General features: G+C 45.3%; 21 protein-coding genes. 19 read left to right on the top strand and 2 right to left on the bottom strand.

What is annotated here, in order from left to right; genetic code table 11:
- The first annotated feature begins 21 nt into the window (after positions 1–21).
- From rpsO to dut, 4 genes are all read left to right on the top strand, one after another.
- Complete coding sequence (gene rpsO, locus ACLWOR_RS14080) at positions 22–291, top strand: 30S ribosomal protein S15 (RefSeq protein WP_413941399.1); 270 nt, start codon at positions 22–24, stop codon at positions 289–291.
- 96 nt (positions 292–387) lie between these two features.
- Complete coding sequence (pnp, locus tag ACLWOR_RS14075; RefSeq protein WP_413941398.1) at positions 388–2,481, top strand: polyribonucleotide nucleotidyltransferase; 2,094 nt, start codon at positions 388–390, stop codon at positions 2,479–2,481.
- 30 nt (positions 2,482–2,511) lie between these two features.
- On the top strand, positions 2,512–3,777 hold the full coding sequence (locus ACLWOR_RS14070) for a M16 family metallopeptidase (RefSeq protein WP_413941397.1): 1,266 nt from the start codon (positions 2,512–2,514) through the stop codon (positions 3,775–3,777).
- Positions 3,778–3,793: 16 nt separating this feature from the next.
- Positions 3,794–4,243 (top strand): dUTP diphosphatase, encoded by a 450-nt coding sequence (dut, locus tag ACLWOR_RS14065; protein ID WP_413941396.1) that lies wholly within the window; start codon positions 3,794–3,796, stop codon positions 4,241–4,243.
- A gap of 9 nt (positions 4,244–4,252) precedes the next feature.
- Here the strand turns inward: dut and ACLWOR_RS14060 are convergent, their stop codons facing one another.
- Positions 4,253–4,834 carry a helix-turn-helix transcriptional regulator gene (locus ACLWOR_RS14060; RefSeq protein WP_413941395.1) on the bottom strand — a complete coding sequence of 194 codons (582 nt, stop codon included), beginning with the start codon at positions 4,832–4,834 and terminating at the stop codon, positions 4,253–4,255.
- 129 nt (positions 4,835–4,963) lie between these two features.
- On the opposite strand from ACLWOR_RS14060, the gene ACLWOR_RS14055 reads away from it, so the two are divergent.
- Positions 4,964–6,511, top strand: a complete 1,548-nt coding sequence (locus ACLWOR_RS14055; RefSeq protein WP_413941394.1) for a methyl-accepting chemotaxis protein — start codon at positions 4,964–4,966, stop codon at positions 6,509–6,511.
- A 7-nt stretch (positions 6,512–6,518) separates the two neighbouring features.
- Here the strand turns inward: ACLWOR_RS14055 and ACLWOR_RS14050 are convergent, their stop codons facing one another.
- Complete coding sequence (locus ACLWOR_RS14050; protein WP_413941393.1) at positions 6,519–6,935, bottom strand: hypothetical protein; 417 nt, start codon at positions 6,933–6,935, stop codon at positions 6,519–6,521.
- A 79-nt stretch (positions 6,936–7,014) separates the two neighbouring features.
- Between ACLWOR_RS14050 and ACLWOR_RS14045 the strand changes: the two genes are divergently transcribed.
- The 14 genes from ACLWOR_RS14045 to ACLWOR_RS13980 all read left to right on the top strand — a co-directional run bounded on the left by ACLWOR_RS14045 (position 7,015) and on the right by ACLWOR_RS13980 (position 22,714).
- Entirely contained in the window at positions 7,015–7,680 is a 666-nt protein-coding gene (locus ACLWOR_RS14045) for a hypothetical protein (protein ID WP_413941392.1), read from the top strand.
- A gap of 7 nt (positions 7,681–7,687) precedes the next feature.
- Positions 7,688–8,347 carry a hypothetical protein gene (locus ACLWOR_RS14040; protein ID WP_413941391.1) on the top strand — a complete coding sequence of 220 codons (660 nt, stop codon included), beginning with the start codon at positions 7,688–7,690 and terminating at the stop codon, positions 8,345–8,347.
- 53 nt (positions 8,348–8,400) lie between these two features.
- A complete protein-coding gene (locus ACLWOR_RS14035; protein ID WP_413941390.1) occupies positions 8,401–8,961 on the top strand; it encodes a Yip1 family protein in 561 nt (186 codons plus the stop codon).
- Positions 8,962–9,016: 55 nt separating this feature from the next.
- A complete protein-coding gene (locus ACLWOR_RS14030) occupies positions 9,017–9,712 on the top strand; it encodes a polyprenol monophosphomannose synthase (RefSeq protein ID WP_413941389.1) in 696 nt (231 codons plus the stop codon).
- Positions 9,713–9,755: 43 nt separating this feature from the next.
- Positions 9,756–10,547, top strand: coding sequence for an SH3 domain-containing protein (locus ACLWOR_RS14025; RefSeq protein WP_413941388.1), 792 nt, complete (start codon positions 9,756–9,758; stop codon positions 10,545–10,547).
- Positions 10,548–10,681: 134 nt separating this feature from the next.
- Positions 10,682–12,523, top strand: a complete 1,842-nt coding sequence (locus ACLWOR_RS14020) for a hypothetical protein (RefSeq protein ID WP_413941387.1) — start codon at positions 10,682–10,684, stop codon at positions 12,521–12,523.
- A gap of 150 nt (positions 12,524–12,673) precedes the next feature.
- Positions 12,674–13,273 (top strand): hypothetical protein, encoded by a 600-nt coding sequence (locus tag ACLWOR_RS14015; protein ID WP_413941386.1) that lies wholly within the window; start codon positions 12,674–12,676, stop codon positions 13,271–13,273.
- 72 nt (positions 13,274–13,345) lie between these two features.
- Positions 13,346–15,187 carry a DNA mismatch repair endonuclease MutL gene (gene mutL, locus ACLWOR_RS14010; protein ID WP_413941385.1) on the top strand — a complete coding sequence of 614 codons (1,842 nt, stop codon included), beginning with the start codon at positions 13,346–13,348 and terminating at the stop codon, positions 15,185–15,187.
- Positions 15,188–16,108, top strand: coding sequence for a tRNA (adenosine(37)-N6)-dimethylallyltransferase MiaA (miaA, locus tag ACLWOR_RS14005; protein WP_413941384.1), 921 nt, complete (start codon positions 15,188–15,190; stop codon positions 16,106–16,108).
- Positions 16,109–16,143: 35 nt separating this feature from the next.
- On the top strand, positions 16,144–17,022 hold the full coding sequence (locus tag ACLWOR_RS14000; protein ID WP_413941383.1) for a YicC/YloC family endoribonuclease: 879 nt from the start codon (positions 16,144–16,146) through the stop codon (positions 17,020–17,022).
- Positions 17,023–17,027: 5 nt separating this feature from the next.
- Positions 17,028–17,585, top strand: a complete 558-nt coding sequence (gene gmk, locus ACLWOR_RS13995; RefSeq protein ID WP_413941382.1) for a guanylate kinase — start codon at positions 17,028–17,030, stop codon at positions 17,583–17,585.
- Between the two features lie 39 nt (positions 17,586–17,624).
- On the top strand, positions 17,625–17,864 hold the full coding sequence (gene rpoZ, locus ACLWOR_RS13990) for a DNA-directed RNA polymerase subunit omega (RefSeq protein ID WP_413941380.1): 240 nt from the start codon (positions 17,625–17,627) through the stop codon (positions 17,862–17,864).
- Between the two features lie 52 nt (positions 17,865–17,916).
- Complete coding sequence (locus ACLWOR_RS13985; RefSeq protein WP_413941379.1) at positions 17,917–20,133, top strand: RelA/SpoT family protein; 2,217 nt, start codon at positions 17,917–17,919, stop codon at positions 20,131–20,133.
- Positions 20,120–22,714: an ATP-binding protein gene (locus ACLWOR_RS13980; RefSeq protein WP_413941378.1), complete on the top strand. Its 2,595-nt coding sequence runs from the start codon at positions 20,120–20,122 to the stop codon at positions 22,712–22,714. Before ACLWOR_RS13985 ends, ACLWOR_RS13980 begins: the two co-directional genes overlap by 14 nt.
- Positions 22,715–22,722 lie beyond the last annotated feature (8 nt).

The following is a 22,722-nucleotide window of genomic DNA, read 5'->3' as shown; positions in this document are numbered from 1 at the left end:
CTCTATAAAAAGGAGACTTTAATGGCAGTCACGAAAGATCAAAAAGCGCAAATCGTTAAAAAATTCAAAGCAGGCGAACTTGATACTGGTTCACCAGCAGTTCAAATTGCATTGTTGACTGCAAGAATCAACGATTTGACTACTCACTTTGCTACACACAAAAAAGATTTCCACGGTCGTCGTGGTCTTGTAACTCTTGTTAACCAACGTCGTAAATTGTTGGACTACCTTCACCGTAAAGATGTGAAGAAGTACCAAGAAGTTCTTAAAGCTCTTGATATCCGTAAGTAATCTGAGATCGACAAGAAGGGGCGGCAAGGCCCCTTCGGTCATTAAAAGCACAAATAAATTCAACACTGAGATTGTCCCCATTTTTAAGGAGTAATAATGAAAACGACTGTAACTACATCGGTGGGCGGGAAACAAATCACCATCGAAACAGGCCGTTTGGCAAAGCAAGCAGATGGATCTGTACTTGTCTCTTGCGGAAACAACATGGTTCTCGTCACAGCAGTATCTTCTAAGAAGCAATCTGAACTAGATTTCTTTCCTTTGACTGTTGAATACATCGAAAAATTCTACGCTACTGGTAAAATCCCAGGTGGCTATTTCAAACGTGAAGCGAAACCTTCTACAGACTCTGTTTTGATCGCGCGTTTGATCGACCGTCCTATCCGCCCTGTTTTCCCTGAAGGCTACCGTCACGAAACGCAAGTTGTGGCGACAGTTATCTCTGCGGATGGATCTTTCCCTCTTGAAGTTCTTTCTTCTTTGGGTGCTTCAGCTGCACTTCACTGTTCAGACATTCCGTTCAACGGCCCAACAGCAGCGATCCAAGTGGCTCGCGTTGATGGTCAATTGATCGCCAACCCAACTCCACAACAGTTGGAAAAATCAGACATGAACATCGTTGTTGCGGGAACTCGCAACGGTTTGTTGATGGTTGAAGGTGAAACTCAATTTATCTCTGAAGCAGATGTATTGGCGGCTTTGAAATTCGGTCACCAATCCATGATGCCTCTTTTGAATGCGCAAGATGAGTTGCGTGAAAAAACGGGTTCTAAAGGAAAACGTTCTTTCAACCCACCATCTATCGACGCTGATTTCAAAACGAAAGCAGAAGCTTTCTTGCAACCTAAAATTGCAGAAGCTCTTCGTATTAAAATCAAACAAGATCGTTACGCAGCTGGTGACAAAGCAAAAGCAGAAGCAGAAGCGACTCTTCTTGCTGGCATCACTGAAAAGGACGTTTTAGCTCTTCGCAAGAAAGAGTTGAACGCGATCGTTGAAGATTTGAAATACCGCGAAGCTCGTTCGATGATCCTTGATACAAAATCTCGTATCGATGGTCGTGATATGAAAACAGTTCGTCCTATCGCGTGTGAAGTTGGTTTGTTGCCACGTGCGCACGGTTCAGGCTTGTTCACTCGTGGTGAAACTCAATGTTTGGGCACAGTGACTTTGGGTACGGCTGACGACGAACAAATGGTTGATACATTGTTCGGAGATACAAAACGTAAATTCATGCTTCACTACAACTTCCCTCCATACTCTGTAGGTGAGGTCGGTCGTTTCGGTGGTCAAGGTCGTCGTGAAATCGGTCACGGTAACTTGGCAGAACGCGCGTTGAAATCAGTTCTTCCTGATCACGTGAAATTCCCATACACAATCCGTATCGTATCTGAAGTTTTGGAATCAAACGGTTCTAGCTCGATGGGTACTGTTTGCTCAGGCACATTGGCTCTTCTTGATGCGGGTGTGGCGATCAAAGGAAATGTCGCAGGTATCGCAATGGGTCTTATCAAAGAAGGCGATCGCGTCGCGGTTCTTTCTGATATCTTGGGTGACGAAGATCACTTGGGCGATATGGACTTTAAAGTTGCTGGTACGAACAACGGTATCACAGCTCTTCAAATGGACATCAAAATTGACTCTGTTTCTTTCGAAGTGATGGAGACTGCTTTGGCTCAAGCTAAAGAAGGTCGCGCTCACATCTTGAATGAGATGGAAAAAGTGATGAAAGTTCCTCGTGGTCAAATCTCTGAATTTGCTCCGCGTATTGAAACTATCAAAATTAAACCAGAAAAAATCCGCGAAGTTATCGGTTCTGGCGGTAAAGTTATCCGTGGTATCACGGAAGCAACTGGCGTTAAGATCGAAATCCAAGACGACGGTACAATCAACATCGCGTCTGCGGATCCAGAAGCAACTAAAGCAGCTATCAAAATGATCAACGACATCTGTGCTGAAGCCGAAGTTGGCAAAGTGTACAAAGGTCGCGTTGTGAAGATCGCTGAATTCGGTGCTTTCGTTGAAATCTTGCCGAACACGCAAGGTTTGTTGCACATCTCTGAGCTTGCGAACGAACGCGTTCGTCAAGTGACTGACGTTGTGAAAGAAGGCGAAATCATCGACGTGAAAGTTCTTGAAGTAGACCGTGCTGGTCGTATCAAGCTTTCTCGCAAAGCTTTGCTTCAGTAATAATAATTTAACTTTTTGAGTTTCGGGTTGATGATCAAATATAAAAAATCCGAATTGAGTAACGGGATCCGGGTGGCAACTGAAATGCATCCAGGGTCCCGTGCCGTTTCTATCGGTATCTGGGTTTTAACTGGAACTCGCGACGAGCAACCGGAAATCGCCGGCATCTCTCACTTCCTTGAACATCTTGTATTTAAAGGCACCAAAACTCGTACGGCTTATCAGATTGCAAAATCTTTGGAGGCTTTGGGCGGGGATTTGAATGCGTATACGACACGCGAATACACGTGTTATCACGCGCTCGTTTTGAAAGATCATTGGGAAAAAGCTCTCGAGGTTTTATCCGATCTTGTTTCCAATATGAGTCTTTCACAAAAAGAATTCGATCTCGAACGCGGAGTCGTTTTGCAAGAGATCGCGATGTCGGAAGATAATCACGAAGACATTATTTACGATATTTTCTATGACCAAGCTTACGGTGTTCATCCGCTCGGGCGACCGATTTTGGGAACTCCGAGTTCTTTGGCAACCATGACTCAGAAAAAAGTCATGGACTATTACAAAAAAACTTATACGGGCAAAAATATTATCGTCAGTGCCGCAGGCTGTATTGATCACGAAGAGTTTTTGACGGCGCTAAAAAAGCGTTTAGGGACGAAGAAAAAAAGCGACCTCAAAAACCAACGTAAAAAACCACGTTGGTTGCGTCGTCGTCACATCGTTGAAAAGCAAGCCGAACAAGTGCATATGTTGCTGGGCGTGCCGACAGCGAGCTTTAAGGATGATTCTCGCTTTGAAGCTGTTATTACCAACACCCTTTTGGGTGGCGGGATGACGTCGAAGCTCTATCAAAGTGTTCGTGAAAAACGTGGCTTGGTGTACTCCGTGCATTCAATGTTGAATACGCATATTGATTCGGGAATGTTGACGATTTATGCGGGCACAGAGGCAAAGAACGTTAAGAAAGTGGGCGATTTGATTTCGAAAGAGGTCCAAAAAGTCCGCAAGCAAGGCGTGAGCAAGCACGATGTTGAAATGTTTAAAACGCAAGTCATTGGCAGCATTCTTTTAAGTTCAGATGATATCGAAAATCGTATGACTTCTTTAGGTGTCAATGAGATGGTTTTCGGCGGTTATCGTTCGGTGGAGTCCGTGATCGAAGAGATCAAGGCTGTGTCTGTCGATTCGGTGAATCGTTATATCCGCGAGGATCTCGACCTTTCCCAAGCAGCCGGCGTTTTGCTGGGGCCTGAAGTGAATGAACTGAGCTCTTGGTGGGAAAACTTGGAATTGTAAAATAAAGGACGGGGATATGAACAAACTTAAAGTAAAAATCAAGACTCTTGAAAACTTCAGAGGTGAATTGCCTCAATATCAATCTCCAGGAGCTAGTGGTTTTGACGTTCGCGCACAATTGGTGAATCCACTTATTTTGGAACCGGGTCAGCGTGCGATGATTCCGACAGGTTTATCTTTTGAAATCCCATTGGGTTATGAAATCCAAGCACGTCCTCGTTCGGGTTGGGCTGCGAAAAATGGTCTGACTGTATTAAACACACCGGGAACGATCGATGCGGACTACCGTGGCGAAGTGAAAATCATCGTGATCAATCTTGGTAACGAAGCTTTCACAATCAACGATCAAGAGCGTTGTGCTCAGTTGGTTTTGGCTCCGGTATGGCAAGCTCAATTCGAACTTGCGAACGAACTAAGCGAAACAGAGCGCGGAGCCGGTGGCTTCGGTTCAACAGGTCGCGCGTAAAAGCGACCTTTAGGCCCCACGGCCGCGCCATTGCGCGGCTCTCATCTCGGGTGGCAATTTCTTATAGATATTATTGAGATGTGTTTTCAGCGTTGAGCGAGAGATAAAAAGCATCTCTGCAATTTCGGCATTTGAGCGGCCACTCAACAAGTGTTTCATGATGTTAAGCTCACTCTTAGTCAGACCTAACTCGGTCAAATATTCTTCTTGTTTCTTCTGCAAAGCCTCTTGAGAATCCAACGGATAAAGCAGCGTGAGAATCTGATCCGGGGTGCGTGTGATCAGGGCATCCACGCGGGTTTCGTCTATTTTTTGGCTGCGATGCAGGTGCATGCCTTGCACAAAGTCAGGAACTTTCGCCAAAAGGTGGCTACAGATTTTCGAGCAGGTTTGTCCCTCGTGATTTCCGCAAATTTCTTTGCAAGCTTCGTTTTGAAAAGTCACGGTTCGGGAGTTGTCTTTGATACAAATTCCTAATTTGCTATCGATAAATGGAACTGCGTTAAGTGGAGCGGCATTTTCTATAGTCATTTTAAATCCTGTGCTGTCATTTACCTTCGTCTTCACCGGTCCGTATATGACCGCCATCATAATAAAAGATTAAATTCAGCCCCCGGGTGGAATCTCCACCCGGATGAGGAATTCAGATTATCTCTCGGGAAAGGACTTAGTTTTTTCTGATTTTCAGCCGAATTTCTGGCCATGCCGAAGGGGGATTGCATGAGTTTGAAAATTAAAATTCTTCTGACCGTGTTTGTGGCCTGTCTTATTTGTTCAGCAATGGCGCTGTTAGTTTCCGTGCGCTCTAAAAGCCAAGAATTCCGAAATGGGTTGGTAGAAAAGTCCCGCACCATACATTCTCGTTTAGAAGTAGCAGCGCACTACGTTGCCCAGCAAGGCGGTCTTCGTAAGATACTGAATGAGTACACGTCCAAATATCAAAGCTCGGATCAACTGACGGAAGAAGACAAGCAAGTCATTCTGAAGCAGGTCCCTATTTATGCAGCCATGAGAATTGGCGCTGAGGGTGCTGATAAAGAAATGTATTCTTTCCGCGTTTTTTCCGACGAACCTCGAAACCCTGAAAACAAAGCGACATCGGAAGAGCTCGTGGTTTTAAAAAAGTTTGAGAGCAGTCCTGACCTCAAAGAATGGGTGGTTGATGACGGCAAGTTCGTCAAAGTTTTTCGGCCGATGCGTTTAAAGCAGGAATTCGGCTGCCTCTCGTGCCACGGAGATCCGGCAACCAGTCCCTGGGGAAATGGCCGAGATATTTTGGGCTATCGCATGGAAAATTGGAAAGATGGCAAGCTTCACGGCGTCTTCCTGATTTCAAACGACATTGCGGCAGTCACAGCTTATCAAGCAAAAGTGGATGATCATTCGACTTTGTTTTATATGATCGTGTCTATTGTGGCAGGTGCCTGCGTGGCGCAAGTTCTGGCCTACCTTATGATCCGAAAACCTTTGTTTACGCTCGAGCAACTGACTGATTTTCTGTCTGAGTCGGGAGAGCGTCTTTCCCATTCAAGCGAACACATTCGTTCGACCTCAACAGGACTTTCCGATTCCAGCACGCAGCAGGCTTCTTCGATGGAGGAAACAGTGGCGACGATGGAAGAGATGACATCCATGGTACACATCAATAAGGAACATTCCCACCAAGCTTCGTCGTTGTCGAGTGAAACGCATACGATGGCCTTGCAAGGACAAGAGAAGATTCAAGAGTTGAAACAGGCCATTCATGGGATTTTAGAGGATTCAAAAAAGATTTCACAGATTACAGGTGTGATTGATGATATTGCCTTTCAAACCAATTTACTGGCGCTGAATGCGGCCGTTGAAGCGGCAAGAGCGGGAGAGCAAGGGAAAGGCTTTGCCGTGGTTGCGGAAGCTGTGCGCGCCTTGGCGCAAAGAAGTTCTTTAGCCGCGAAAGACATCACAGTTCTTATTGAACAAAGTGCCGGGCGTGTCGGAAGCGGTGAAGTTCTCGTGAGAGAAACTTCAGAGGTGTTTGAAAAAGTTGTCGGCACCGTGCAAAAGATGAAAGATTTCAGCGGCGAGATTGCCAAAGCCAGCGAAGAGCAGGCCAAAGGAATTTCGCAAGTTCATTTGGCTCTCAATGAACTTGATACTTTGATGCAGAAAAATGCTCTCTCGGCACATGGTGTTTCGGTCGCCGTGAAAGAACTCACGGAGCTTGCAGATTTATCTCAGCAAAAAGCATCCAGCATTGGTGAGATGGTTTACGGTGGCGGGAATGAGTAAGAACCCCTTAGATCGAACGAGAAACCAATTTTCCTTTAGCCTTGCTTTGTAAAGCTTCGGCTTTTTGTGGAGTGATAGTGGGAAGGTTCAATGGCTTTGCGAGCAAGTATTTTGGATCTTGCTTACGCACGTCCAATTGATCGCGAACTTTTCCGGCAGCAGCTTGCGGATCTTTGATATAAAGAACCGGGTCAAATCCGCAGGCGCGGCAGACGACCGATAGGCGCCAACGAATCTTAATAAAGACTTCTGAAATAGCCAAACAGACCACAAAGGCGATGATTGCGCGGGGATCAAAGCTCTGCCAAATCGCGAACATAATCACCATCGCCGTCATTGCGCTGGCAATAACATTGATCAGGTTGATATTTCGTTTGCGATAGATACGGCGTGGGGACTTACAGAATGCGCAATAACAGTTCATACAATCAGTGTGACAGAAACAAGGTCCAGAACGAAAGATCATTTTATGAAAAATGACAAAGCCTTGTTAGAATTTCCATATGAACATTCGTAATACATTAAAATCCATTCTTGTTCTTCTTCCCTTAATGACTCTCCCGACAATAGTCCAGGCAGCAACCGATGCTGGCAAAGGCGACTATGAAGAGGTGAGTTACGATGATCTTCTCAACGAGCTCAGCGCAAAAAAGAAAAACTTAGCTAATGGACAAACTTCTTCGTTTGATGATGTGCGCTTGCACGCAGGCATTGGCTATGTGAATGGCTTCACCAATATTTCGGCGGCTCATTCCAACTTCAACCGTCACGCCAATGGTATTCAATTGTCGCTGGGAATGGATTTGTTCTCTCCAAATTGGTATTCCGAAGGCGTTTTTAAAAACTACGGTGTCACGAGTTCAGGTTCAGAAGAGATGACGTTGCGTGAGCTTGATTTGAAAATCGGCTATACCAATACGCTCGAAAGTATTTGGTCATATTCTGTGTCAACGGGGTTGTCGAATCGCTTTTTGCAATTCTCAGATTCTTCTAAAAATATTCATGTCGACGATACGACTCCTTCCTTGATTGTTTCAACTGGTTTTGCTGCACAAGTGCACCGTCGACTTTCCATCGGCGCGGAAATCAGTGCTCACACCGCGATGGTGAATAAAACTGCTGACAAGAACTCATTTGATTTTGCATTTCGCTTAAGTACGTCTCTATAATAGAGACGTGTTCTTTATAACGGCTTCACTTAGCATTTCTGTATTCATCGTGGCTCTGGCGATTCTCGTGAATCAAAAAAGAGCCCGAGATGTCTGGGACTTTGAACTCAAGCCCAATTGTCTGCTTACGCGCTGGCCGATGTTGTTTATCACCGGTCGTCGTTCGCTTTTTTACTTCTCAAAATATTGGAATCACTATCCGTCTTTCTTAGCGGAACATGGTTATGAGGTGTTTACGTTGCACTTGCCGTGGAACAAGAAAGAACAACGTCTTAAGCGCATGGCTGAATTTTTAAAGCTGCGCTCTCAAGAGGGGCGACGCTTTCATCTGGTTATGGATAGTGAAACGCTTGAAGAACTTCGGCAGCTTTTGTCCGCAGAAAATTATTCCTGTGTGATGAGCTTGACGGAGATCTGCGACCGCGATCATAAGGCGGAATTCAAGGTGGGTTCTTCATTACGAGTGCCTTGGTCTCCGGTTGAAGTTTTAGGTGAAGAGCGGGATTGGAGTCTCTCGTGGTTTGCGTTTGTTGCGCATCGAATGTTTCATAAGAAATCTCCGTCATTAGCTGTCTTGGGAGGGGAGGTGTCCTCTCGCCACGAGAACGCTTTGCTTTTGCTCGAGCGATCCCAAGTTTTGGCAGAGACCGATCTTGCGAGTCCCTAAGCAGGGCTTAAATACCGCTTGCGCAATGTGAAGCGGAGTGTTGCAATAGGCCTATGAGCGACTATAGAGACGTGACACCGAATCAATCCACTGAATCTGCCAAAGAAGTAGCCAAATACATTGTGAATTATCTCCGCCATCCGCTTGAGAGAATTCGTCAATTGCCTGATTGGAAATGGACGGTTTTGATTGTCGTCCAAGTTTTGGTATCAATGGCCTCTGGAGTCTTGACCGGTTTGGTACCACCCAATTTTTATGGCGTGATGAGCGGAATCATCATTTCTCCTATGGTGGGAGTGGTGACGGGCTTTATTGGGGCATTGTTCATTTACTATTACTTCCAAGTTTTTGAACACCGCACATGTTCGCTTCGCAAGATTTTTACTTTGATTTTATTTGCGAACATTCCTTTTTTTATTTTCCAAGTCGGTTCAGAACTCATTCCACCTATCTCATTGGTTGGCTTTGCTTTTACCGCACTTTTGATGGCGGTCGGGCTTACAGAGAACTTCCAAATGGAAAAACGCCGTTCATTGCGCCTTGTGACAGTACTTTTTGCCATCGTCTTTATCCTTTGGCTATGGAACCGCATTGATGTTGCCCGTATGGGTTAATATTGCCAGGCCTGCGACTTTGTGGGACTGTAGGGGCTCTTAGCTTTGAGGTGACATGAAAACTCTTGTGGTCGTTCCGACATATAACGAGAAAGAAAATATTCCGGCTATTGTGCCTGCTATTTTAGCAAAAAATCCTGAAGTGGAGATTTTGGTCGTTGATGACAACTCTCCAGATGGCACAGGCGGCATCGTTAAAGAAATGCAGAAAACTTACCCGCAATTGCACTTGCTTTCTCGTCCTGGGAAACAAGGCTTGGGCAAAGCCTATATCGCCGGCTTCCGCTGGGGTATGGATCACGGTTATGGCGTGATCGTGGAAATGGATGCGGATTTCTCTCATCGTCCTGAGGATCTCACTTTGCTTCTTAAGAATCTTCAACCTGTGGATTTTGCCGTCGGCTCTCGCTATGTGAAAGGCGGTCGCACGGTGAATTGGGGTCTTATGCGTAAGATCATCTCTCGCGGTGGTGGGATTTATGCACGTTTGATCTTGGGTTTCCCGTTGAACGATTGGACGGGTGGATTCAACGCTTGGAAAAAAGAAGTTCTGCAAGGAATTGATCTTTCGACTGTTGAATCCAATGGCTATAGCTTTCAAATTGAATTGAAATACAAAGCGATGAAAAAAGGCTTTAAAGGTGTTGAATCACCTATCGTCTTTGAGGATCGCCGGGTTGGACAATCTAAAATGTCTCTTAAGATTGTTATTGAGGCTTTCTATCGTGTTTGGCTCATGCGTTTTAAATAGAGCGCAGTGGGCGGGCTGTCTCCTGCTATTCGTTTTTTTCTTTTTGCCTGAGACTCTTTTTGCTCAGGCTCAAAAAGCCACCGTCATCAACGACGGTGCGCTGATTTATCAAGATGCTGACTTTGATGCGCCGGTAATTACGACACTCAAGATAGGTGGCGTTTATAGTATTTCCACGGGGAAAAAAGGGCCGTTCTATAAAATTCGTATTAAGGCAGGCACAGTTGGGTGGATTGCAGATTCGGATGTTAAATTAGGTGTGATCAAAATGGCCCCTCAAGAAACTGAAAAAACTCTTGAGCGGGAAGAAGATAAACCCAGACGTCCTTTTTTTGCCACTCGCTATCGTGGACCGGCCTTGGAGTATCTCTACTATACCGAGGACACTTTGGGAAAAGAGCGCAGTGAAAGTCTGTTGTTCTATGGCATGAAGTTCAATGGCTACGATACAATTTTTGATGGTGAAATTTACACCGATGCTAATGTGCTTTTTCATTTTGGCGCACCTGATTTTTATTCCGAAGCCACGGGGAAAAGTTCCGAGGGATTCATCGTGATTTTAAACTTCCTTTTGCAAACTGTTTTGCCGCAAGGGAAGTCGACGTTGTTCTATTATGGTTTTGGTCCCACTCTGAAAATTTCTCATTATTCTCTCGATGTTCCCGATGGTGCAGAGACGAAAAATTATATCGCCGAAGATATCAATCTGGGTGCGGTCTTTAATGCCGGCTTGGCATTTCGTTTGGGTGATCTCTCGCTTCGAACCGACGCTCGTTACTATTGGGAGAAAACTCAATATTACGGTCTCGGACTCAATCTAGGTTGGGCGTTTTAATCTAAAACACAAGTGCGTACATGCGGACGAAACAGTCTCGTAATGAGAGGCTTTTTCCGTTGCTCTGGAGGTTTAAGTGGTCCTTGAGTATCCTTACACAAAATTAACTGAATTCATCGGAAGAGGAACGTTTTGTGAAATTGATTTCAGCAACCTTGGTGTGCAGCTTGTTTTGGTCCCACGCAGGAGCTCAAACCCCTTCAGCCACGGTAGCGCCAACGCCTTCGCCGTCGCCCGTCGAAGTAAAAGCAGACACTCCGGAAAAAAAGCATCCTGATTTCCAGACACCGCTATTTTTTGCGGTGATGGATAAAGAATTGAAAATCAAAAATCCTCAAGTCGACTATGATTTGCAAAAATCCAAAGGCCAAAGCTTGAATTTAGGTGGACTTGTTTTTGATGCTGATTCCCTCACAGTGCGCTTGGAAAATAACTCTTTAAAATTTAATTGGAATGCAGAATTGGTTCCCGGTGGCGACATCACGGTGATCAACCAACAGGGGAAAGAGCTTTGGAAGCACAAAGCTGAAGGTCAAGGGACTTGGGCCTTTGATGATTTAAAAAGTCCAAAAGCCCCGCAATGGAAAGACGGAGAAAAATTCCGTTTCTGTTTGCGTTCTGAAGTGGAGAGAGGATTCTCAAGTCTTTGTACTTCTTGGTATGCCATTGAAATCAAAGACACTGGAACTGTGTTGGGCCCGACAAAATCAGAAGCCACTGCTCGCGTGATTTTGCAAAATGAAGAACGCAAATTAAAAGGTGTTGTTGATGTCGCAGCCGGAGCTCCCGTGCAGTTTCTTGCGACTCTGACGAACAATGCGACTTACGAGTTCGTATCGGAACCGGTTGTGCCTGTGATTAAGGACATGATCGAATCGGCAAAAAAAGAAAAGCATGTCACTTTGACTGGTGAGTTGCCTCGTCCGTATAAATTGGAAGCTTCGGTGATTCCGGGCAATGTCGATGGCAAGATCACAAAGGTTTTGGGATTTGAAAAAACCATTGGTGTGGCTCGTGACTTATGGCAAGCCGATCTGGCGCTGGCTGAACCTCGTTTGATTTTGCCGGGCAAGTCGGGCGGTGTTTTTAGCTATGCCTTGGAAATTAAAAATCCACCTCGCCAAAAAGACCGACGTTATATTTCCGACAAAGCCCTGACGGGAACTTACCTCGCCAAAGATCAAATGCCGGTGAAAGACGCCGAAGACAACTTGCAAAAATGGGAGTTTGAAACCCCTCAGAAGTTTTCTTTGAACACGGTTTATTTAGATGTGCAGGCAGAAAACGAAACCCATCGCTCTTACCTTGAAGTGTATCGTGGGGGTGCCGGAGAAGCGAGCTTGCGCTTAACCGGTGTGGTTACGAGTAACAGCGATTTTGTGATGATCGGTGAGGCCCACGTTTCTTATTGGTTTAACGATCTCTTTGGTTGGCAGAATTATTATCTCTCCAAACAGCGTTGGGGTATGAGTGCGCGCTATTTAACTTCGCTCAGTCAGCTGTCAGCTGAAGATCAAAATGGAGCATCAAGTGATGTTGATTTGAAGGTAGCAGAGGCGGACATTCGTTATCGCTTGACCCCAGGGCTTTGGGAAAAAGATGAGACTGTCGGTTTGATCATGGCTTATGAAGCCCTCACGCTTGGTGATTCAAACGTACCGAAGTTAGGTGTGGGTTTATTTTGGGCGCGTTCGATGCCACGAGCATTGGACAGCTTGTTTAATAAGCTGCCTTTTATGAATTACCCTAAATGGGTGGATATGGAATTTATCAAGTATGTGTCTTCTACCGATAGCGATATGAAAATCGGTGATGACTATGTTTTGAACTTCCATGGGAAAGTTATGTGGACGCCAAAATTTTTCGGAGAGGCAGGCTTTGGATTAAAGAGCTATTTCTTCGAAAGTAAAACAGATGGTTCAGGGGCAAAACTTTCGACATTCTACGGAACCCTGGGACTTGGTTGGAACTTTTAGTGCGGAGAAATCTAGCATTTGTTAAGTAGCAAAATCCAAGTGTTTCTCTGATATATTTCTTTGCACTACATTGTAGTTTGACCATTCTATTTTTTCAGAAGATACATCAGATCAGAACGGAATCATCACTCTTTCTGATCTGGGAAACTCTTGGAAAATAAAAATTCTCTTCACTGGGGCAGCCATCTTTTTTCGTCTGAAGTTCAAGAAGACGATGTCGTTTTGCTCTATAAGTATCGCTTGCTGATTCTCGTCACCTTGATCACGGGTCTGTTGATGTGGACGTATAGCTTCATTTCGATTTTCTTCGTTGAGGCGCAAGCCTTGGGACGAATCGGAGTGAGTTGTTCTGTGGTTCATGCTTTTTCTCCGTTTATTTATCGCCTGACGAAATCAATGAAAATCGCGGCCTATTCGATGGTGACTGCGGGCATGATCTTTCAATTTTCGTTTTCATTTTTTACGGGCGGTTTTTTTTCGCCGACGCTATTGTGGTTCGCGGTTCTTCCTCTGATCGTGGGGCTTTTAACCAATAAAACCCATGCAGTGGTTTGGACGTTTTTGTCAGTCAGTGCATATGTGTTGATGTTCTGGCTGCAGAAAGAAAATCTCGTTCCTGAATCGACAATCAACGACCTTGGCAGAACGCTTGCGCAATTTATGATTGGGCTTGGTTTGATTGGCCTGGTGGGTGGATTTACAGTCTTCTTTTTGGAACTCTCTTATTTCTATTATCAAAAAGGTAAATAACCCCAGCTGACGCAGTGCGAACTCGGGTGGCTGCGGGTGACTTTTAGGGCTTCTGACGGGTAGATTTCCGGGATGGAAATTCATGTTTTATCTCCCGAAGTTGTGGATCAGATTGCTGCTGGTGAAGTGGTTGAGCGTCCTGCTCATTTGGTCAAAGAACTTGTCGAAAACAGTATCGATGCAGGAGCGACTCGTGTGCACATCGAGTACTTCGATGGTGGGCGCATCGTTAAGGTCATCGATAACGGAAAAGGCATGTCACCTGAAGATCTGCCGAAAGCCCTTGAGCGTTTTGCAACTTCTAAAATTTCTAAAACAGATGATCTTTGGAAACTTCGCACCTTTGGATTTCGTGGCGAGGCTCTTGCAAGTATTGCAGCTGTCAGCAAACTGACTCTGACTTCGCGTCGTGCGGGCGATGAAAAAGCCTTTCAACTGGTCAGCGAGTACGGAAAAAAACGCGACATTGATTCTGTGGGTGGATCTCAAGGGACGACAATTCTGATTGAAGGTCTTTTTGAGAACACACCGGCGCGTTTGAAGTTTTTGAAATCGGATTCGGCAGAACACACGGCGATTAAAAATACTCTCAAGGCCATGGCGCTTTCCCATCCGCATGTGGAAATTCGAATTCAAGAAAATGGAAAATTGGTTTCTTTCTGGCCGGCTTGCCAAAATCGCAAAGACCGTGTTGAGCAGGTTCTGGAAATTAAACCGCTGTACGTGGGGGAGGCATCTCGTGAAAATGTGAACGCTTATGCGGTGTTTGCAGACCCTCACAATGTCGCAAAGACTTCTAAAAACATTTGGCTCTTTGCTCAGAATCGTTGGATTCAAGATCGCAGTTTGCAAGCTGCTGTTATGGAAGCTTACCGAAATCTTTTGATGCATGGGGAGTTCCCGATTGCTGTCGTGTGGGTGGATGTGCCAACGGATTCGGTGGATGTGAATATTCATCCGACAAAATCTCAAGTGAAGTTTGAAGATCCATCATTGGCATTCCGCGCGGTGGCAGGATCTCTTCGTTCGGCATTGGAGCAAGCTCCTTGGGTTCCTGCAGGAAAGCCCGCCACTCCGGTCACGACTCCGCGTTTTGATATTCCATCTCAGGCACCCGTTGCTCCGACTGTAAATCTAATGTTTGAAGATAAAGCTTTGCAATCGACACAGTTTCAAAAGAAGGATTTCAATTTTGCTTTTAACTCGGTAAGTGAATCTAAAGTGACTTATGAGGCTTTGGCGCAATCCGCGGAAGCTCGTGAAGAAATGAATGTAACTCCGGCGGTTCAACTCCGTTCGTCAGCTCCAGAAGTTCCTGAAGTGCGCGGCTATTGGTCGTCATTGGAAGTTTTAGGGCAAGCCAATCTTACGTACATCGTTACGCAAGCGCGCGACAAATTAGTTTTCGTCGATCAGCATGCGGCTCACGAAAGAGTCGTATTTGAAAAATTGATGACCGCGTGGAAGGGTGGGAAAGTGGACGTGCAAGAATTCCTTTTCCCTCTGGCGATTGATATGTCGCCAGAAAAAGCAGAAGCACTTTTGACCTTGTCGTCAGAAATTGAACGCCTCGGTGTTCATATTGAACCACTGGGCCCTGGAACTATTGGTGTGAAGGCCGCACCTTTGTTTATCAAAGAATCGAGCTTAAGTTCGGTTCTTGATAAAATGGCGAGCGAAGTGGCCGAACAAGGTGGCAGCTATTCTCTTGAAAGAGCTGTGGGCGATATCTGTGCGACGATGGCCTGTCACTCTGTTGTCAGAGCAGGGCAAGCTTTGGGTATTGAGCAGATGAAAAACTTGCTGCGTGATATGGATCAGTTCCCTCTTTCAAGCTTCTGTCCTCATGGGCGCCCTGTGAGTGTGGAATATCCGTTCTATAAACTTGAAAAAGATTTTGGTCGTATCGTCTAGATGAAAAAAGTGATCTTCGTGGTTGGGTCCACGGCCTCAGGAAAATCAGACTGGGCTCTGCGCTTGGCAGAGGAGTTTCATGGCGTCATTGTGAACTGCGATTCGGTGCAGGTTTATAAATATCTCGATATCGGAGCGGCCAAGCCTACCAAAGAAGAGCAAGCGCGTGTTCCGCATTATTTGCTGGATTATGTTTTACCTCCTCAAGAAATGACAGCAGGTCAGTACGAACGAGATTTTCATGAATGCTTGAAATCTCTACCTGACGACAAGCCGATCTTTGTCGTGGGAGGAACGGGATTTTATTTCATGGCCATTGAAAAGGGCATGTATCCCGTTTTGCCAGTGCCAGCCGAAATTCAAAAACAAGTTTTGGATGAAATGGCAGAGGCAGGTGGACCTGAGCGTCTGCATGCGGAATTGCTTCAGGCAGATCCTGTGTACGGAGCAAAAATTGCGTTGGCTGATCATTACCGCATTGGGCGTGCGATTGAGTTGATTCGCAGTCATGGAAAAACCCTGACACAAATTCAGGCGGAGTTTGAACAGACGCGGGAAAAATTCCCTTATCCGCTGTTGAAGATCGGTCCCGACTGGGAACGTGAGGTTTTGCGCACTCGTATTCGCGAACGCACGGGTAAAATGTTATCTGCTGGTTTGATCGAAGAGGTGCAAGGACTCCTCGACAAAGGACTGGCGGAGTGGGCGCCACTTTCAAGTGTTGGCTACAAGGAAACTTTGCAGTTTTTGCGTGGGGAGATCTCACGCGAAGCTTTGATGGAAGAAATCACGAAGAATACTCAGCAGCTCGCAAAAAGGCAGAAGACCTGGTTTCAGCGAGACAAAGAAATTCATTGGCTATCTGGAGCGACGGGTTTCCCTGAAGCTCGCGCCTTGGTCGAGAAATTTCTGACGCCTTGACCCTATGCGGGTCTGCGTCAAAAATGGAGAGAACTATGAAAAGCATGACTGGTTACGGCACCTCGAGAGTTCAAAATAAAGACGTCACCGTTGAAGTGAGCATTCGCTCTGTGAACGGACGTTTTCTTGAACCACGCTTCCATTTACCACGAGAATTCGTGGCTTTTGAGAGCGATCTAAAAAAAGTTTTAGGACAAAGCCTTTTACGCGGAACGATTGATGTATTCATTTCTCGTCGTGTGAAAGCAACGGCTTCAAAAACACAAATGACGGTGAATGATGGAGTGGCGAAAAAATACCTCCAAGCATACCGCAAACTTTCAAAAGACTTAGGGATTCCATTTCAAGTACATCTTGAAGCTATGGCGCGTTTACCAGAAGTGATTAAACTTGAAGAAAGTTATGAATTGTTTGCTGGTGAAGAAGCAGCTTTAAAGAAAGCGTTCACCGAAGCTTGCAAAAACTGCGATAAAGAACGCATGCGCGAGGGAAAAGCTCTTCGTCGCGATTTGGAAAAACTTTTGGGTTCTTTGGAAAAACAAGTTCGTATTATCAGTGACTTACGTGAAGAGGCTAATGTTCAGCTTCAAGAACGTTATGAAACGAAAATCCGCGGACGTTTACGTGGCAGTGAAATCGATCCAACCCGACTTTCGCAAGAGATTGTGATTCAGTTGGAAAAAGCCGATATCAATGAAGAACTCACACGCTTGAGTGAGCATATTAAAAACTATCGTCAGTTGGTTTCATCGCAACAAGCAGAAGGTAAGAAATTGGATTTCTATACTCAAGAGCTGCTCCGCGAGGTGAACACAATTGGTTCGAAGTCTCAGGTAGCCAAAATTACTCATGCTGTGGTAGAAGCTAAGACCCTCATCGAACGACTTAGAGAACAGGTACAAAACGTACAATAGGTACTATGAAAACGCGTATGATTATTGTCGCTGCACCCAGCGGCGCCGGAAAAAGTAGTTTTGTTGAAAAATTGGCGCAGGAAAACCCGCGCCTGAAAGACATTATTACTTATACTACGCGTGCGATGAGAAAAGGTGAGAGTGAGGGGAATCCTTATCACTACATCACCGTGGAAGATTTTGAGAAAAAGATCAGTGAAAACTTCTTTGTTGAGTGGGCGAAGGTTCATACGAAATTCTATGGGACCTCATATCAGTCTTTAGAAAGTGCCTGGGCTGAAGGCCGTACTGCGATCATGGATATTGATATCCAGGGGGTTGCGACCTTCAAGGCTAAGTACCCGGATGCTAAGACTATTTTTATTTTGCCTCCGTCTATTGATGAGCTGCGTCGCCGCATTGAAAAACGAGACGGTGGAATCCCTCACGATATCGAAGTCCGTATGGCCAACGCTGAAAAAGAGATCCAAGAAGCTTCTAAATTCGATTTCTGCATCATCAATGATCAATTTGATCAATCCTACGCTGAATTTAAAAAAATCGTTGAAGAATTACTAGGTTAGAGGTACTTTGAGCATTCGTTTGTAGTCCTGGGAGGCTGAATGGCTCGCGTAACCGTTGAAGATTGCTTAGAAAAAGTTCCTAACAGATTTGCTCTTGTATTGATGGTAGCAAAAAGAGCGAAACAGCTTTTAAAAGGAGCTGAAGCCACTGTATCAACTCGTTCTAATAAATATATCGTGAGCGCTCTTCGCGAAGTTGCTATCGGTAACGTTGGTTACCAAGACGGTATGGATAACCAAGAAGCTATCCGCCAAATCGAACGCGACCTTAACAAGTAATCTCAAATCTCTAGTTGGAGGTCCCTGTCTTCTTCGGTAGACTAAAGGGAATATGTTTCAACTCTTGAAAGAGGAGGGCTTAGCTAATAAGCCCGTCAAAACACTCGAAGATCTTCTTAATAAAATACGCGCGTATTATCCAAACGCCGATCTTAAAGTCATCGAGAAAGCCTACTACTTTTCTGAGAAAGCTCACGAAGGACAAATTCGTCGCAGCGGTGAGCCTTATATTTCTCATCCTCTTTCTGTCGCTGGAATCTTAGCTGATCTACATCTCGACTTAGACACGATTGCCACAGGTCTTTTGCACGACACTGTGGAAGACACTCACGCCACACTTGAAGACATTCGTCGTGAGTTCGGTGAAGTGATCGCCCATCTCGTCGATGGCGTCACGAAAATCGGTCAGATGAAATTCAAAAACAGTCACGAAAAACAAGGCGAGAATATTCGCAAAATGATCGTGGCGATGGGTAAAGATGTGCGCGTAGTTTTGGTGAAACTCGCGGACCGTTTGCACAACATGCGAACGCTCAACTACATGCCCTTTGATAAGCAAGAGCGCATTGCTCTTGAAACTCTTGAAATCTATACGCCGCTTGCAGGTCGTATGGGTATCAGTTCGCTCAAAATTGAACTCGAAGATTTGTGCTTCCGTTATTATCGCCCGGATATGTATTACGATCTGATCCAAAAGGTGAAAAAGACGGAAGCGGAACGCAATCGTTATATTGAAGAAGTGAAATCTCTGATCTCGAAAGAGCTGACGAAAGCAGGCTTTAAGTTTGAAGTCTATGGACGTTCAAAGCACTTGTGGTCGGTTTATCGTAAGATGCAATCTCGTAACATCGATTACGAACAAGTCTTCGACATGCTGGCGTTCCGTGTGATCGTGGATTCAGTTGCAGAATGTTATGCGGCTCTGGGTTTAGTGCACTCTTTGTGGAAACCAATTCCAGGTCGTTTCAAAGACTTCATCGCCATGCCAAAAACAAATAACTATCAGTCGTTGCATACGACGGTTGTTGGTCCTGGCGGGGAGCGAATTGAAATTCAAATTCGTACGAACGACATGCATCTCGTTGCCGAGCGCGGTATCGCCGCTCACTGGAAGTACAAAGAGCGCGGTAAGATGGCGACGGACGAGGATACGCAAAAGGCAGGCTGGTTGCGCGATCTGGTGTCTTTGCACCAACAAACTCGCAGCTCAGATGAATTCCTCGATACAGTTAAAACGGATTTATTTGATTCTGAAATTTATGTCTTCACTCCGAATGGGGATGTGCGCGAATTGCCAGAGCGTTCGACTCCGGTGGATTTCGCCTATGGCGTGCATACGGATTTGGGTAACAAGTGTGTTGGTGCGCGCGTCAACGGAAAAATGGTTCCGCTGAAGTATCAACTGCAAAACGGTGACACAGTTGAAATCATCACTTCAAAAACGCAAGAGCCATCGAAAGATTGGTTGAAGTTCGTTGTTACGAATAAAGCGAAATCGAAAATCCGTGCATTTGTTAAAGAAGAACAACGTCGTCGTGCGATTGCTCTTGGAAAAGAGTTGATCGAAAAAGAATTCCGTAAATTCGGTATGGCTGCTGCGAAATATCTCAAAGGCCCACACTTTGATCAGTACTTGAAAGATCAAGGTTTGGCGAATATCGATGAGCTTTACGTAGCCATGGGTTACGGAAAAGTGGAAGCGCGTATCTTAGTTGAAAAAATGAGTCCTGAGCATTTAGCGAAGGAAGCAGCGAAGACTGAGGATTCCTCATTCATGGAAAAGGTCATGCGTGCGGCGACTCAAAAAACGCGTCGTACGAATTCATTGATCACTGTGGATGGCATGGATGACGTTTTGGTTCACTATGCGAAATGCTGTCATCCGATTCCGGGTGATCCTATTGTGGGATTCATTAGCCGTGGTCGCGGGATTGCAATCCATCGCAGTGATTGTCGTAAAGCTTTTGAGTTCGATCAGCTTCGTAAAGTCGATGTGACATGGAATGTGAAACAAGCCAGCGAAGGTCAAGAGCGCGTGGTTCGTTTAAAAATCATCTCTCAAGATAATCCAGGTTTATTGAAATTGATGTCAGAGGCCTTTGCTCAACAGGGAATTAATATTCAGTCGGCGCAAATCCGTACGACGAAAGATAAAAAAGCGGTCTGTCATTTTGAAATCAGCGTTCGTGATGCTGGGCAGTTGAATCAGGCTATATATGAGATTCAGAAGATCAAAGGTATCATCGGAGTCTCTCGTGTCATTCACTAGACAGCAAATATCTTCATTTTTTCTTCATGCAATTCCATTTGTGACATTGATCATCAGCTTTGTCGTGATGATTGGATGGTTTACAGAAAATAAACAGTTGATCCAAATCCATCCAGATATGGCGCCGATGGTATTTAATACGGCGCTGAGCTTTTTCTTTTTAAGTATTGGTGTGATGGTCAGTGGGGTGAAGCCCCACTGGATGCGAAAAATTTGTGGTGGAGTGGCTATTGGTATTGGCGTGCTCACACTTTCCCAGTACATCACGGGAATCTCTGTTGGCATTGATTCATTTTTCTTTAAACCTTTTTACGGCGCCGGTGTGATCGTTCCGGGTCGTATGGCGATCAGTACAGCTTCGTGTCTGACGCTTTTGGGTTTCAGTCTTTACTTTTTAGAAAGTAAATTTTGGTCTCAGCTGATTGTCACAACTTTTTGTACAATGGTTCTGGGATTTGCCTGCATTGGTCTTGCTGGTTATTTATTCTTATTTAATTCCGAATACGGTTGGGGCAGTTTTTCGCGCATGGCGTTTCATACAGCCTGCAGCTTTTCGCTTTTATCCATTGCGATGTTGTGGTTGGTGTGGCGAGGTCTTTTAGAAAAAGGCCGTCATCCGCGGATTTTTATGCCTTTCTATGTTCTCTCGGTGGGCATTCTTTTTACCGTGGTGATGTGGGAGCTTTTGATTCTAAAAGATATCGAGCGCAGCCGTGGAATGGTGCAAATGCGCGCAGAATCAGTGCGCACTGTTTTAGACAATACGTTTTTCCCGGTGCAAAAAGCTCTTGAACACATGGCCAAGCGCTTTGCTTGGGGTCGTTATACGACGTTTGAATCCTGGGAAGTCGATGCGCAAAGTTACTTTGAAGACTTCCGCGGTCTTCGTCGTATTATGTGGGCGGACTCTGATCACGTAATCGATTGGGTTTATCCAGCTACGCAAGAGGGTAAAAAGAATATCGGCCTGAATTTGGCCCTGACTCCTTCTTTGGCCAAAGCTTTAAATCAAGTTCTACGCAGTCATAAAACAAGCATGACAGAGACGTTTGAGATCGCTCCAGGCGAGCGCGGGTTTGTCCTGATTGTGCCAGTACTTAAAAATGACCAGTTGAAAGGGACCCTATCAGTCGTGATTATGGTGGAGGCCTTTTTGGGTCCTCTGGCTGATTTTCACGGCTATGATTTGGCCATTTATGAAGACGGCGTGCGGGTTTTGGCAACGGATCCTGTAGAGCCGGTCTTTGCTCGTGATTGGTTGGTCAAAACGAAATACACCAATTTCAATAACAACTGGGAAATTCGCATGACTCCGACTCGCGAGATTGTGCGTGAAAATACGTCTTTGCTTCCGGGTGTGGTTCTGGTTTTTGGTTTCAGTGTGAGTTTCTTGTTAAGTTTGGCAGTTCGTTTTTATGGGCGTGCGCGCGAATCTGAAATTCATGCGCAAGAAGCTTTAGAGTGGCAAAGAGCCAGCGTGAACTCGATTCCTTTGTTGTTTATTTCAGTGAACTCAGAGGGCTTTGTACGTGGAATGAATCACGAGGCCGAGCGTTTGCTTGAGTACACCAAAGACGATGTCTTGGGAAGAGAGTTCACTCCTGAAGTTTGGTTGGATCCACGCGATCTCATGGAAAAAGCCATGCAGTTGACTGAAGAACTCAATCGCCCGGTAGGTTCCGGGTTTGATTGCCTAAAAGCTTTAGCTGAAAGTGCCTTGCGCCAGGCGAGTGAATGGACGTTGATTTCCCGAACGGGAAAACGCTATACGACGGTTTTGTCCATCAGTCATATTCAGATGGCAACGCAAGAACGATCAGGATACTTATTGGTGTTTGAAGATATCACGATGATTAAAGAGCGCGAACGCCTGTTGCAAGAACAAGAAGCGAAAATCAAAGTGTCGTCTCGTTTGGCCTCTTTGGGTGAGATGGCTGCCGGTATTGCACATGAAATCAACAATCCTTTGACCATTATCAATGGGCATGTGGGCGTTTTGCGTCGTCAACTGATCTCGCAAGGAAATGAATCCGAAGAGATTCAAAAGAAACTCGGCGCTATTGAAACAACAGTGCAAAGAATCGCGAAAATCATCCGTGGTCTGCGAACATACGCACGCGAGTCTGATGAAGGACGCTTTGAGACCTTCACTGTCGATAGCATGATTGAAGATACGCTGTCTTTCTGTGTTGAGAAATTTAAGAACAACGGCGTTGTTTTAAATTCGCAAATTGAACCCAACCTTGTGATCAAGGGGAGACCGACGCAGATTTCTCAAGTTCTTTTGAATTTGTTGAACAATGCTTACGATGCTGTTTCGCAAACTGCAAATCGTGAAATTTGGATTGATGCAAAAAGCGTCGATGGCGGCGTCGAGATCAGTGTGACCGACACAGGCTCGGGAGTTCCCGTGCATTTGCGCCGTCGAGTGATGGAGCCTTTCTTTACGACGAAAGAGGTTGGTAAAGGTGTGGGTTTGGGATTGAGTATTTCTTCAGGGATTGTTCAAGCTCATAACGGTCGCTTCTATTTGGACGAAAGATCTTTGAAAACTCGCTTTGTGATGTGGATTCCTGGTTAAGTCATTTC

The organism is Bdellovibrio sp. HCB2-146 (assembly GCF_047345725.1).
Lineage (GTDB): Bacteria > Bdellovibrionota > Bdellovibrionia > Bdellovibrionales > Bdellovibrionaceae > Bdellovibrio.
The sequence above is the reverse complement of the archived record's forward strand: the minus strand, read 5'-3'. Positions and strand labels throughout refer to the sequence as shown.